Here is a 12459-nt window from a genome sequence, read left to right on the forward strand (position 1 = left end):
GCTTCCCCGAGCACTTCAGCGCCTCCGCAGCCGGCGGCTCGCGGCGCGGCGGAGACGGGCGGCGCCACGGGCCAGGTGCCAGCGCTCCTCGTAGAGCAGCCGCCCCACCAGCGCCCCGCCGAAGACCACGAAGCCCACGCCGACCAGCCAGGACTGCACCACCAGAAAGGTGCCGACGGCGCCGTACGACACCGCGTTGGAGGCGATCAGCGGCGAGAACACCAGCCGGGAGAAGCCGCGCAGCCCGGCCAGTCCGATCACCGTCGCCACCGCCCCCGGCAGCAGCGCCGACCAGGGCAGCCGGCCGCCCAGCAGCAGCCACTGGGAGCCCCAGAAGAAGAGGACGGCGGTGATCGCGGCGGCGGCCGCCCGCCAGGCCAGGTCGCCGGTGCTGACCGGCCGGGTGGCGATGTGCGCGGAGAGCAGCAGATAGCCGATGAGGGCGGCCAGCCAGACGAGGTGGCGCCACATGGTGTGCCAGCGGGCGGCCGGCACCTCCCAGATCTTCTCGTACCCCGTCTGCACCACCCCGCCGAACGGCAACCCGAAGATCGCGACGGCGGCGATACCGAAGCCGGTGGTGGTCTCCAGCGCCTTGTTCGGTGGGGCGAACAGCCGTTCCACCTCGTCCTGCGAGCTCTTCTCGACCCCGAGTCCGTCGGTGAGCCAGGCGGCGAACCCCTGGCCGTTCCCCGGGTCGGCCGCCGCGACGACGATGAGCAGCGGCACGAGGGTGAGCAGCCCGAGCGCGGCGAACCCCATCGACCGGTGCATCAGCTCCATCTCGTTGCCCCGCCGCAGCCCCCGCCCGGCGGCCGATCCCTGAAAAGCGGCGTGCAGCCGTCCGAACCACCGTGTCGCGGGCATGCGTATTCGCTTACCCGACACCGCCCGCTCCCCGGTGGCGCAGCGCCGGGGAGCCCCCGAATGGCCTGCCGCGCGATGTGCCGCACGGCCCGCCTCACCCCCTGTCGTACGCCGGGCGCACGGCCTGTCGTAGGCCTGCCGTGCGTCTGCCGCTCGGCCCGCCTCACCGCCTGTCGTACGCCGGGCGCACGGCCTGTCGTGAGCCTGTCGCGCGTCTGCCGTACGCCTGCCTCACGGCCTGGCGTACGCCGGACGCCGCGGTCGGGTGAACCCCCGGCGGCGGGCCGGGCAACCCCGGGCGACGGCCAGGCAACCCGCACTGTCGATAATCCGTCTGTCAGATCGCGGGCGGCCCTGACCATGCCGTCCGCGCACCTCAGCGCACCTCAGCGCACCTCGGTGCGGGGGTCGGAGTCGGAGTCGGTACGCAGTCGGGGTCGTCCGCTGCGGGGGAACCACGGGGCCACGGCATGCGGACGGAGCGGAACAAGTGAACCAGCGACACCCGGCCCAGCCGCGCCCGGCCGCCACCGCCACCGCCACCGCCGCCGGGCCCGGGCCCCGCCGGGAAGCGGCCGGCGGACCCGGGCTCCCCGGGCCGCGCACCGCGCCGGGCGGCGGGAGCGGTCCCGGGGAGCGCCGGGGGCCCGGTTCCGGACCGCGCCGGCGGGGGGTGCTGGCCTCCGCCGGGGCGCTGGCGGCGGCCGTCGCGGCGGTGCTCACCGGCTGCACCGTGCCGACCCCGCGCCGCACCGGTCCGGTCGCGGACCCGGCGCCCGGGATGCCGATCACCAGCAGCCGCCGGGCGCAGCTGATGCAGATCGCCGCCCACCCCGACGACGACCTCTACTTCATGAACCCGGACGGCCGGCGGATGCTGGACGCCGGGGTCCCGCTGGTCTCCGTGTACGTCACCGCCGGCGAGCACGACGGCCGCAATCACGTACCCGGCCGGGACGACGAGAAGGCCGACCCGGCGGCGTACTCCTCCGCCCGGCACCAGGGGCTGCGCCAGGCGTACGCGGAGATGCTGGGGCTCGACCGGTTCACCGCGTGGCAGAAGGGCGTGCTGACGCTGCGCGGGGACCGCCGGGCCGAGATCAACACGCTGGTCAACGGCGGCCGCCGGGTCGAGCTGATCTTCCTCAACCTGGCCATGCACATGCCCCGCCGCTATATGGCGGTGCCCAGTCTCTGGCAGGACCGCCAGCTGGGGCTGCGTACCGTCGTCGCGGCCGACTCGCCGGTGCGCCGGGCGGACGACTACGACTACGACCAGCTGATCGACGTCCTGGTCGGGCTGATGGAGCAGTACCGGCCGACCGTCGTCCACACGCTGGACCCGGACCCGGACATCCAGCACAGCGACGAGCAGACCCGCAAGAAGGACTCCGAGCAGCGCGGCTACTCCGACCACGGCGACCACACCGCCGTGGCCTCGTTCAGCTGGGCGGCGATGACCCGCTGGGTGGCGCACGCCAGCGCGGGTGGCGGCGCGATACCCGGCTTCGCCGCCACCGCGTTCCGGGGCTACTACAACCGCCACTGGCCGAAGAACCTCCCGCCGGAGGTGCTCGGGGAGAAGGCCGCCCAGCTCGTCCCGTACGGCGGCGCCCCGGACTGGCAGTGCGGCAACCCGAGCGGCTGCGGCGACTACAGCGTCGGCGGCCGGCGACCGCTCACCAACAAGAAGGGCTGGGTGCGCGCCACCCACTACCGCCATCCGGGTGCCCGCCCGGTGGTGGCCACCGAGCCGGACGGCCGGCTCACCGCGTACGGGGTGCTGGGGCTGCGCGCGGTGCGGTGGACCGAGACGAAGCCGGGCAGCGGCGAGTGGGGCGACCCGGCCGACCTGGGCGGCGGCCCGCTGGCCCCGGCGCTGGGCTCGGCGGTGCTGAAGGACGGCGACCGGCTGCTGTTCGGGCTGCGGTTCGCCGCACTCGGCGGCCACGGCGGCGCCAACCACCGGGAGATCGTGGTGCTCCAGGGCTCGGTCTGGAAGGGCCTGGGCAGCCCGGAGCGCGGCGACGACCGGAGCCGGCGGCTGGGTGTGCCGGTCGCGGTGACGGCCGGCGACGGGCGGGTGCACCTCTTCGTGCGCAACGCCGACAAGGCCGTCAGCACCCGGGTCCGCGAGCCTGACGGCAGCTGGGGCGACTGGACCGACCTGGGCGGCGGCGAGGTGCAGGACGGGCTGACGGCCGCCGTCGACAAGCTGGGCCGGGTGCGGCTGTTCGCGGCGGGCCGGACGGCGATCGCCCACTGGGCGCAGACGGAACCGGGCGGCCCGGTGGTCCACCGGCCGGACGCCGCCCTGCCGCTGTCGGCCGACCCGGTGGCGGTGACCACGACCCCCTCCGGCGACCTGGAGCTGTTCTACCGGGAGCCGGCCCGCAAGCAGTTGCGCGCCGTACGGCTGGACGGCGCCGCCCCGACCCGGGTCCCGCTCGACGGGTACGGCGCCCTCACCGCGACCGGCACGCCCCGGGGCCCGCTGGTGCTGGGCCAGGACCCGCGCGGCCGGGTGGTGCTGGCCGCGCCCGGCCAGCGCCCCGCCGTCCGGGCCCACGGCGCCGTCCCGATCGGCGCCCCCGCGCTGCATCTCACCCGTGACGGCGCCGTCGTCGTCGGCCTCGGCGCCGACGGCCACCCCTGGACCTGGCGCCCGGCCGGGGGTGTGGCGGGCTGAGCGGACCGGGGTGGCCGGAGCGTCCGGGGTGGCCCGGACGGGCCGCCCGGGCCTGCGCTTCCCGGCCGGCGAAGGGAAACCAACGGGGGACGTTGAATCACGCCGCCCGCGCGGTTCCGGATGCGTTAGCGTGGATTCACTATTCGTGATTCCCGTCGGAGGACTGGCATGAGCAGCGCGCCGTGGACGATCGAAAGCATCTGTGACGCGCTCGGCAGCCCGACCCTCGCCCAGCGCTTCCTCGGTGAGATCAACCGGGTCCCGGCCCACGAGATCCTGCCGGTCTTCGCCCGTTGGGAGCGCATCGCCAAGAACATGCGGCACGCCGACGAGCGGAGCCGGGAGATCATCGAGCACACGCAGCGGGGCGAGGAGCCCCCCGGCGACTGGATCGACGGCACCGGGCGTCTCACGCCCGGGATGAACGAAGGCGGAGCCCGCGGGGCCGCCTGACCCTGCCACACTCACGGTGTGTACAAGCTCCGATACGACGCGCAGATCGAATCCGTATGGGACTCGCTCACCGGCGAGGCGAGGCATGAGCTGGACGAGGCGCTGCTCAAGGTGTGCCTGGACCCGTACCGCACCACGGAGGAGCACCCCGAGGACGGCCCGGTCAAACGGCTGCTCGTGCTCCAGCACACCGTGATCACCGTGCTGGTGATCGCTCTCCCCTTCGAACGGGTGTACATCCGCACGCTCGATCCGCTGTAGCACCGTCGGCGCCCCGGCTGCCTGCCCCCGGGGCCGCCGGCCGGCCGCGCCCGGGCGTAAGCGCCGCACATCCGCGCCCCCGGCGCCCCCGGTGCACCCGGTTCAGCCATCCGGGCGATCCAGATCCGGCTGAGGGGCGGCAAGACTGTGCCAGGGAAGGAGTACCCGGACCGGTGAGGCCACGGCGGAGGAGGCGGCATGGCGGACGAACGGTTCGGGCTCGGCGAGGTCCTCGCGGCGGCGGAGGCCGCTTCCCCGGTGGCCTCCCTCGACGTGGTCGCGCGCAATCTGCGGGACCGGTTCGGCGCGCAGGTCGTGTCGTTCCTGTTCACGGACGTCGTCGGCCGGCGGATGGTCCGGGTGAGCGAGGAGGTCGCGTCCCAGCGGGGCCGCAGCGCCGATCAGATCCCCCTCGCCGGCAGCGTCTACGACGAGGTGCTCCGCCACCAGCGGCTGGTCCAGGCACCGGACGGCGGGCTCGGGCAGCGGGTGATCGCACCCGTCAGCAACCGGGGGGACACCATCGGCGTCCTGGAGCTCTTCCTCCCCCAAGTCACCGAAGAGATCCTGGAGCAGGTCCAGGAGACCGCTCACGCGCTGGCGTACCTCCTCGTCACCGACGGCCGCTTCACCGACCTCTACCACTGGGGCCAGCGCACCACCTCCATGAGCCTGGGGGCCGAGATCCAGCGCGGCCTGCTGCCCTCGGCCCACTGCTGCGAGGCACCCGAATTCGCCCTGGCCGCCGCGCTGGTGCCCGCCGACGACATCGGTGGCGACACCTTCGACTACACGCTGGACCACGACACCCTGCATCTGTCCGTCACCGACGCCATGGGCCACGACACCGCCTCCGCCCTGCTGGCCACCCTCCTGGTCAACGCCTCCCGGGGAGCCCGCCGCGCCGGCCGCGACCTGGCCGAGCAGGCCACCCAGGTCCACCAGGCCCTGCTGGACCACGGCGGCCACGCCCTGGCCACCGGCCAGTTCCTCCGGATCGCCCTGGACGGGAGCGGCGCCCAGCTGGTCAACGCGGGCCACCCCTGGCCGCTGCTGATGCGGGACGGCCGGACGGAGGAGTTGAGCCTCGCCGTCAACCTGCCCTTCGGTGTCCCCGGACCGACTCCGTACCAGGTGCAGGACCTCGACCTGTGCCCCGGCGACCGGCTGCTCCTCTACACCGACGGCATGCGGGAACGCCGGGCCCAGCTGGTCGACCTGGCGGCCCTCCTCCGGGACACCGCCTCCGAGCACCCTCGCGAGGTGGTACGGACCCTCACCGCCGCCGTGTCCGACGCCTCCCAGGACCACCTGGAGGACGACGCCACCGCCCTCTGCCTCGACTGGCACGGCCCGCGCCCCGCCGACGCGCCCGGTCAGACGGAGACCGGATAGAGCCCGATCTCCGGCACCGAGAACTCCACCCGCTCCCCCACCGAGGGCAGCGCCTCGTCGCCCCGCTCCCCCGCCGTCCCCCCGGCGAACTCCGCCAGCAGAATCGCGCCGCCGAGGCGGATCACCACCACGGAGTCCTCGCCCACCCCGTCCACCGTGCCCCGGAGCCGGACGGCGGCCCCCGGCGCGTCCGCCACCAGAAGGTCCGGCCCCTCCGCCGGCCTCCAGGCCGCCACCTCCCCCGGGACGTCCACCTCCCCATGGACGACTGTCCCGGCCCCCGGCACCTCCGCCCCGCACCACCGGGCCCAGGCCCGCCCGGCCGCGCTCCGGAAGACGACCCCGACACCGCCGCCGCTCTCGTCCTCCGTGCCCCGGAGCACCTCCAGCACCTCCACCCGCATGGGCCAAGCCTCGCAGCCCGTGGCGGTGTTCCTCCCGGCGGCGCCTTCCCTGCCCGGGCGGCGGGCCGGGGACCGGGACCGCCCCGGGCGGTCGGGGAGGACCGGCCGGGGCGGGCGACAGCGCTGCGGGTGACCGCGCCACTGAGGGCGGCGTCAGGAAAGCTGGCCGTCGTAGTCGGGGAGCTTGAATCCGCGCTCGTAGTTCTTGTACTCCAGGTCGCCGGGCCGGTTTCCGACATTGGCGATGAGGGTGTAGCCCTCGGCGACGAACTGCTTGCGGCAGCGGATCTTCACATCGACCGCGTGGCTTTCGTTCTTCTTCAGGCAGATTTCGGTGATCGCCGGATAGCCCGCCTTCTTCAGCGCGGAGAGCGCGGCCGACTTGCCGCTCTCCGAGCGGGCGGTGGCGATCAGTATCGGGACTCCGCTGCCGGCCGCCGCCTTGGCGAACTCCAGCACCGGCTTGTTGGGAGCGCCCGGGTGGTACTCGGTCTCCAGCGAGGTGTTGTCGATGTCCAGGACGATCGCCAGCTTCGAACCGCCCTGCGCCACCCGGTCCTTGAGGTAGGGGATCGCGGGGTCCATGGCCTTGCGGACGTCCCGCTGCCAGGTCTCGTAGCTCGGCAGCGAGGCGGCGGCACCAGGGGTGGGCGCGGTGGCGCGGGGAGCCGCGGTGACGGAGGGGGCGGCGGCCAGGCCGAGGGCGAGCAGTCCGGCCACCGCGGCGGCGGCCCGGCGCGTACGGGAATGCATTTGTTCGCTCTCCATTCATTTTCTCGCAACCGAGAAAAGAGCAGATGGGGGCGCCCCTATTTCCGGGGCGCTGCAATGGAGTTTGCGGTCTGGATGCTAGCAGCGAAATCCGGCCCCCTGGAGGAGTGTTCGCCCGGCACCCGTTCACATATTTGACGCGCGCCCGGTGGAGAGCGGCGTTCGGCACGGCACGGCGCACCCGCTTTATTCCGCCATGTGCCAGGAGATGCCGAATTTGCCGGGACCGAAGTCCAGACCAATGGCGTGCACCGTTCCGGAGGGGCCGGCCTCCAGATTTCGCACAGCCTTCGGCTCCGCTTCACCGATGCGTGTGGTGAGCTGCCGGCACCGGGCCGGGAGCGCGGCCGGATCGAAGCAGACCTCCAGCACATAGGCGCGCACCACGCCCCGGAAGTACCGGGAGACCCGGTCGCCGCGCGCGGAGGTCCGGTCCGGGGCGTCCGGCCGGACGGACTCGTACGCGATGAGCACGGTCTCGTCCCTGCGCAGGGCGCGTTCGAAGAGCAGCTCCACCGCGGTCAGGCCGGAGTCCGGGTGCCGGACGACCCGGCCGACGCGGCAGTTGCGCGGGTTGGTCACCGGGACCGGGGCTCCCCGCCGCGGCCCGTCGCCCCAGTCGGTCAGCAGGACCAGCCGGTCAGGCCCGTCCTCCTCGGCGCGCAGCACCAGCGTGGCGTGCAGTTCGCGGGCGCGGCCGTCGGGCCCGACGATCATCCGGTCGTGCACGCTCAGCCGGCGCAGCGCGGCGTCCGAGTACGGGGCGAAGGGTGCCAGCAGGGCGGCGGCCCCGGGCCGGGTGGCCCACACATCGGCCGTCGCCGGCATCCGGTCGGCCAGGGTGCGGCGCCCGCGCGGCCGGGCCGGGGCCAGCAGGGCGCGCAGGGCGTTGTCGGGCAGGCCGAGTACGGCTTCCAACTGCCGCAGCGCCCGCAGGGATTCGGGGCGCTCGGGCCGGCGGCGCCCGGACTGCCAGGAGCTCAGGGTGGCGACGCTCAGCGGTGCGCCGCGCCGGGCCAGCCGGTCCCGCACCCGGTCCAGGCTCAGCCCGCCGGCCGCGATGGCCGTCCGCAGCGCGTCCGCGAACGGCCCCCGCTCCAGCAGCCGGGCCAGTTCCTCCGCGAGCGGATCGCCGGCTGCCCCCGGGCCCCGCCGGGGTGTCGTACCCGCCATCGGATCTCCCGCGTCCCGTGCCCTGCGCCCATGCCCTAAGGCGCCATGGGCATGACAGCGTATGGCACAGGGGTGCGGCCGGACGCCTGGGCGAGTGAAGGCGGGCGTCGGCCGCCGCACCCGCTCCGGGGGATCCACCGCCTACCGGACCCCCCGGCCACCGGGCGGCCGGAAACCGCCGGTGTCCCGGGGGGCGGTGGCGGGCAACATGGGGCTGGAACCGGGGGGACTGCCAAGGGGGAACGATGGCAGAGGAAACGCGGGGCGCCCCGTACGAGATCTACGGCGACAGTCTGGGATCGGCGCTGTTCGGCGGGCTGGTGGCGGCGGGCCTGGGCACCATGTCGTTCTGGGCGTGGCCGCCGTGGGACATGGAGAACCCGTTCGGCGTGATCTTCTTCTGGGCCTGGCCGCTGCTGTGCCTGACGTTCGGCGTGGTGGGGCTGCTCCTCGTGGTGCGCGGCTTCTTCGTGCCGGTGCTGCGGGCGGACCCGGCCGGGGTGCGCTGCGGCCGCTTCCGGGCGGGCTGGACGGAGATACGTGAGGTCGTCGTCGGAACCCTGGAGACGTACCACTTCAACCCGGAGGAGCCCGGGAAGTCCGGGCACGTCCAGCGCCGCGCGGTCTGGGTGTACCTCAACAGCGACCTGCGCCACGAGTGGCAGGCCCCCACCCTCGGCGACGACCCCCCGCTGGCCGACCTCCGCGACGGCCTGGCCCGGCACGCCGGCACCGTCCCGGTCCGCGCCACCCGCGAGGTCCTGCGCCGCCGGACCTGGAGCAAATGACCCCGTCGTACGGCCGGTGTTCCGCGCCCATACGGCGCTGACGCCCGCACCTCGGGCGACGAGGGAGGGCGCCAGTGGAGCGGGAACCGGTCAGCGCGTGGAGGCGTACGAGACGAAGTCCGCCCAGGTGGTGGGGGCGACGGAGAGGCTGGGCCCCGGAGCGACCTTGGAGTCGCGGACATGGACGGCGGCGGGGGCGGAGGCGACCTCGACGCAGGAATCGCCGTTGCTGCTGCTGCTGTAGCTGCTCTTGAACCAGACGAGCCCGTCGGACACCCCGGCAGAGGTCTTGCGGATCATCTCTCTCCTAGCAGTCGCTCGATGAAGGCCATGGACTTCTCCGGAGTCAGGGCCCGACCCCGGATGATGCCATAGCGCAGCTCCAGCAGCCGCAGATGACGAGGGTCGGAGGCCGGACGGCCGCCGAATTCGTCGTCCATCCGCCCAACGCCCGTCCCGTCCGGGAACTTCAGGATATCGATGCGTCCGCCCGTGCCCGGATGGTCGCCGCACGAGGTCGGCATCACCTGGATCTCCACGTGCGGCAACCGCCCTACATGCAGCAGATGTTCGAGCTGTCGCCGCAGCACCATTCTGCCCCCGATCGGACGGGTGAGCGTCACCTCTTCCTGAATGAAGCTCATCTCGGGGGCCGGGGAGCGCTCGAAGACCTTCTGCCGGGCCAGCCGAGCCGCCACCCGCCGCTCCAGGTGCTCCTCCACATAGGCAGGGCGCCGGGTCTTGAGCAGCTCCCGGATGTACTCCTCGATCTGGAGCAGCCCATGGAGGTTGTGGATGCCGTACGTCAGGATGTCGACGGCCCTGTTCTCCATCTGAGCCAGCTCGCGGACTTCCTTCGGGTAACCGACCTCCGCGACGTCCTCCTTGGTGGCGGCGATGAGCCCACCCGCGTTCAGCACCGTGTCCACAGCATCGAGGAACTCGGGACGCGGGATGCGGACGCCGGTCTCCATCTTGTAGATCATGGCCTCGCCGTACCCGGTCCGGCGGCCCAGCTCGGCGCCGCTCATCCCCGCCCTCTTGCGGTGCAAGCGGATCTGCCGGCCCACCGCCCTGACGACAGCCGCACCGTTCTCATCGCTCGGGTCTACCTCCCAACCAGACCCGTCCTCCGCCTCTTCGTTGGGCTGCCACCCGCTGGGGTCCTGTTCCTCGTTCGCTGCCACGCGCGCCACCTCCGACGTGCCGTCAAGTCCGAAACCACCTTGCCCCCGCCGAGGCCCCCGACAGCCCGGACAGGGTCGGACAAAACTCGGACAGTCACCGTACGCACCCCCGGAGTCACTGGCGGCCGAATGTGCAACGCCTTCAGAGTTTGTGACGTGAACCACAACACCTCTGAAATGCCCCCCGAAGAGCGCGACTTCGATGTAAAGCTCGCGCCCACCCCGCACGGCGCCCGGGCCGCCCGGCTGCTGGCCGTCGCCCGGCTCGGCGCCTGGGAGGTGCCGGAAGCCGCTGTCGAGGCGGCGGCGCTGATCGTGGCCGAGCTCGCCGCCAACGCCTTCACCCATGGACGGCTGCCGGGACGGGACTTCCGGCTCGCGCTGAAGGTGCCCGGTGACGGCCGGGTGCTGCGGATCGAGGTGACCGACACCCGTGCCGAACGGTTGCCGGGCACCCGGCCCGGCCGGCCGGTGTTCGACTCGGAGTCCGGGCGCGGACTGCTGCTGGTGGACGCGCTGGCGAGCCGGTGGGGCGCGGCGTCCGAGCCGGTGCCGCGCAAGACGGTGTGGGCCGAGCTGGATCTCGCACCGGAGACCGGGTTTCCGGGTTCCGGTGAACCGGGTCGCGGCGGGCCCGGCGGTCCCTCCGGGGAAAGGAACGAGCGAGAAGAAACCCAGCTCAGCCCCGCCCCTCCCGCCCGGACGGTGGGCTCACTCCGTCGAGTGAACTTGGGCAACTGAGCTGGCGCGGCGCCGGGTTGGGTGTCCTACGCTCGCCGCGACACGTCACCCCCGGCGTGCCCCAGACATACGTCGGCCCTCGCGGGGACTGCCATCCCACTGCGAGGGCCTGACCACCCAGGAAGCCAAAACCTTCCCGATGGATGTTCAGCACCTTAGCGCTCCCGTGCGCGCGTTGTCCGGCGTTGCCGGTGACTCGCGCCGTACGGACCGCCGCCGTCGGCCCTCCGGGGTGACGCACCAGAACACCCGGCACACCACCCGGTTCACCGTCATCGGCAACCACCTGGCCCAGCACGCCCGGTTGTCGCTGCTGGCCATCGGGCTGTCGGTGCACATCCAGTCGCTGCCGACCGGTACGCCGGTGGACATCAGATCGCTGGCCGGACGCTTCCCCGAGGGCACCGACCGGATCGCCGCCGGGCTCCGAGAGCTGGAGGCCCACGGCTACCTGCGCCGGGAGCGGGTGCGGGACGCCCGGGGCCGGGTGGTCACCCGGACGGTCTCCTGCAACCAGCCGGGCACCCGGCTCCCCCGGACCCCCGGGCCGGAGCCCGCTTCGGCTCCCGAGCCTGGGGGCCGAGCTTCCGCCCCGGCCGAGCCCGAGACGGGGCCCGGGACCTGGCCCGAGGTGGGGGCCGAGCCCGAGCTTCGGGCGTCCACCCCGGCCGAGCCCGAGCCCCGGGCATCCGTCCCGGCCGAGCCCGGGGCCCGGGGAACCGACCCGGCCGAGCCCGAGGTGGGGTCTGTTCCCGCGCCGCCGGGGCGTGGCGCCGACCCCGCGCCGCCCGGGCCGGAGTGGGAGTGCGGGCCGCCCCTCGGAGCCGTACCGCCGAAGCCCGGCCGGCGGACGCGTCGACCGGTGGCTCCGCTCGCCGTGCCCCGGCCCGGGTTCCCGGCGCCCGAGCTGCTCCGGGCGGCGGCGGGACTGCTGGCCGGGCTGCACCGGGCGGACCCCCGGCTGTTGCTGTCGGCGCGGGACACCGATCGGCTGGCCCCGGGGGTGGCGGCCTGGCTGGAGCGGGACGTGGCGCCCGAGGCGGTACGGCACGCCCTGACGGCCGAACTGCCCGGGGCGATGCGCTACCCGGCCGCCCTGCTGGCCCACCGGCTGACCGCCCAGCTCCCCCCGGCGCCTGCCTTCCGGCCACCCCCGGCCGCCCGGCCGGACCCGATCCAGACCTGCGACGGCTGCGACCGCGCCTTCCGCGCCCCGGCCCCCGGCCGCTGCCGCGCCTGCCCGCCCGAGCACCCCGAACCACCCGAACCGCCCGAACCGAGGAGCCCGCATGACCAGCTCACCCCGTGAACCCGACGCCCGCGCGTCCCTCAGCCCCCTCGGGCGCCAACTGGTCAGGGACATCGCCAAGGACTTCGTCCGGGCGTACAAGGAGGGCCGCGCCGATCACTACCCGGCCTGGTGCGTCGAGGCCTACGCCGAGGGTGTGTGGAATCGATCCAAATCGTCCTGAAGGCACGTGAGGTGGTCCTGCCGGACGCGCTCCTCCGGCACATCTCCGCCTGCCGCGACGCCGAAGAGCTGGAGAAGTGGCTCAGGGTCGCCGTCGTCTTCCCGGCAGAGGAGAAGGCACCCGCCCTCGCGACCGGAAAGCCGCCGCACAGCCCTCGGCCCTCCTCCACCAGCCGGGCGATCGCGCCCGCTCCAGCGTCGCCCGCCGAGCCGTCCGCCCCGCCCGAGGGCCCGGGCGCCCCCCAGTGAGCGACCGGTC

At 74.0% G+C, this 12459-nt stretch carries 15 protein-coding genes; 9 read left to right on the forward strand and 6 right to left on the reverse strand.

Features of this window, described 5'->3' with window-relative positions; translation table 11 throughout:
• Positions 1-15: 15 nt before the first annotated feature.
• Positions 16-867 (reverse strand): YhjD/YihY/BrkB family envelope integrity protein, encoded by an 852-nt coding sequence (locus NX801_RS16255; protein ID WP_258788426.1) that lies wholly within the window; start codon positions 865-867, stop codon positions 16-18.
• A gap of 781 nt (positions 868-1648) precedes the next feature.
• On the opposite strand from NX801_RS16255, the gene NX801_RS16260 reads away from it, so the two are divergent.
• The 4 genes from NX801_RS16260 to NX801_RS16275 all read left to right on the forward strand — a co-directional run bounded on the left by NX801_RS16260 (position 1649) and on the right by NX801_RS16275 (position 5665).
• Positions 1649-3556 carry a PIG-L family deacetylase gene (locus tag NX801_RS16260; protein WP_258788476.1) on the forward strand — a complete coding sequence of 636 codons (1908 nt, stop codon included), beginning with the start codon at positions 1649-1651 and terminating at the stop codon, positions 3554-3556.
• Between the two features lie 168 nt (positions 3557-3724).
• Complete coding sequence (locus tag NX801_RS16265) at positions 3725-4009, forward strand: hypothetical protein (RefSeq protein WP_258788427.1); 285 nt, start codon at positions 3725-3727, stop codon at positions 4007-4009.
• Positions 4010-4027: 18 nt separating this feature from the next.
• A complete protein-coding gene (locus NX801_RS16270; RefSeq protein WP_258788428.1) occupies positions 4028-4270 on the forward strand; it encodes a hypothetical protein in 243 nt (80 codons plus the stop codon).
• Between the two features lie 198 nt (positions 4271-4468).
• Positions 4469-5665 (forward strand): PP2C family protein-serine/threonine phosphatase, encoded by a 1197-nt coding sequence (locus NX801_RS16275; protein ID WP_258788429.1) that lies wholly within the window; start codon positions 4469-4471, stop codon positions 5663-5665.
• On the opposite strand, the gene NX801_RS16280 is transcribed toward NX801_RS16275, so the two are convergent.
• The 3 genes from NX801_RS16280 to NX801_RS16290 form a co-directional block, all read right to left on the reverse strand.
• Positions 5647-6069, reverse strand: coding sequence for a hypothetical protein (locus NX801_RS16280; RefSeq protein ID WP_258788430.1), 423 nt, complete (start codon positions 6067-6069; stop codon positions 5647-5649). The two genes, NX801_RS16275 and NX801_RS16280, sit on opposite strands and share 19 nt — an antisense overlap.
• A 153-nt stretch (positions 6070-6222) precedes the next feature.
• Positions 6223-6822 carry an HAD family acid phosphatase gene (locus NX801_RS16285; protein WP_258788431.1) on the reverse strand — a complete coding sequence of 200 codons (600 nt, stop codon included), beginning with the start codon at positions 6820-6822 and terminating at the stop codon, positions 6223-6225.
• Positions 6823-7026: 204 nt separating this feature from the next.
• Complete coding sequence (locus NX801_RS16290) at positions 7027-8013, reverse strand: hypothetical protein (RefSeq protein ID WP_258788432.1); 987 nt, start codon at positions 8011-8013, stop codon at positions 7027-7029.
• A 245-nt stretch (positions 8014-8258) separates the two neighbouring features.
• Here NX801_RS16290 and NX801_RS16295 point away from each other — a divergent pair, with 245 nt between their 5' ends.
• On the forward strand, positions 8259-8801 hold the full coding sequence (locus NX801_RS16295) for a hypothetical protein (protein WP_258788433.1): 543 nt from the start codon (positions 8259-8261) through the stop codon (positions 8799-8801).
• A 90-nt stretch (positions 8802-8891) separates the two neighbouring features.
• Here NX801_RS16295 and NX801_RS16300 read toward each other — a convergent pair whose 3' ends face one another.
• Both NX801_RS16300 and NX801_RS16305 read right to left on the reverse strand, forming a co-directional pair.
• Complete coding sequence (locus tag NX801_RS16300; RefSeq protein ID WP_258788434.1) at positions 8892-9101, reverse strand: DUF397 domain-containing protein; 210 nt, start codon at positions 9099-9101, stop codon at positions 8892-8894.
• A complete protein-coding gene (locus tag NX801_RS16305; protein ID WP_258788435.1) occupies positions 9098-9988 on the reverse strand; it encodes a helix-turn-helix domain-containing protein in 891 nt (296 codons plus the stop codon). Before NX801_RS16305 ends, NX801_RS16300 begins: the two co-directional genes overlap by 4 nt.
• 177 nt (positions 9989-10165) lie before the next feature.
• On the opposite strand from NX801_RS16305, the gene NX801_RS16310 reads away from it, so the two are divergent.
• From NX801_RS16310 to NX801_RS16325, 4 genes are all read left to right on the forward strand, one after another.
• The gene (locus NX801_RS16310) at positions 10166-10729 is read left to right on the forward strand and encodes an ATP-binding protein (protein ID WP_258788436.1); all 564 of its coding nucleotides are present in this window, start codon (positions 10166-10168) and stop codon (positions 10727-10729) included.
• 232 nt (positions 10730-10961) lie between these two features.
• The gene (locus NX801_RS16315) at positions 10962-12038 is read left to right on the forward strand and encodes a helix-turn-helix domain-containing protein (RefSeq protein WP_428986158.1); all 1077 of its coding nucleotides are present in this window, start codon (positions 10962-10964) and stop codon (positions 12036-12038) included.
• Positions 12019-12201, forward strand: coding sequence for a hypothetical protein (locus NX801_RS16320; protein WP_258788438.1), 183 nt, complete (start codon positions 12019-12021; stop codon positions 12199-12201). The genes NX801_RS16315 and NX801_RS16320 overlap by 20 nt, the downstream gene beginning before the upstream one ends.
• Positions 12177-12449, forward strand: a complete 273-nt coding sequence (locus tag NX801_RS16325) for a hypothetical protein (protein WP_258788439.1) — start codon at positions 12177-12179, stop codon at positions 12447-12449. The genes NX801_RS16320 and NX801_RS16325 overlap by 25 nt, the downstream gene beginning before the upstream one ends.
• Positions 12450-12459 lie beyond the last annotated feature (10 nt).

Source organism: Streptomyces pyxinae (genome assembly GCF_024756275.1).
GTDB classification, from domain to species: Bacteria; Actinomycetota; Actinomycetes; order Streptomycetales; family Streptomycetaceae; genus Streptomyces; species Streptomyces pyxinae.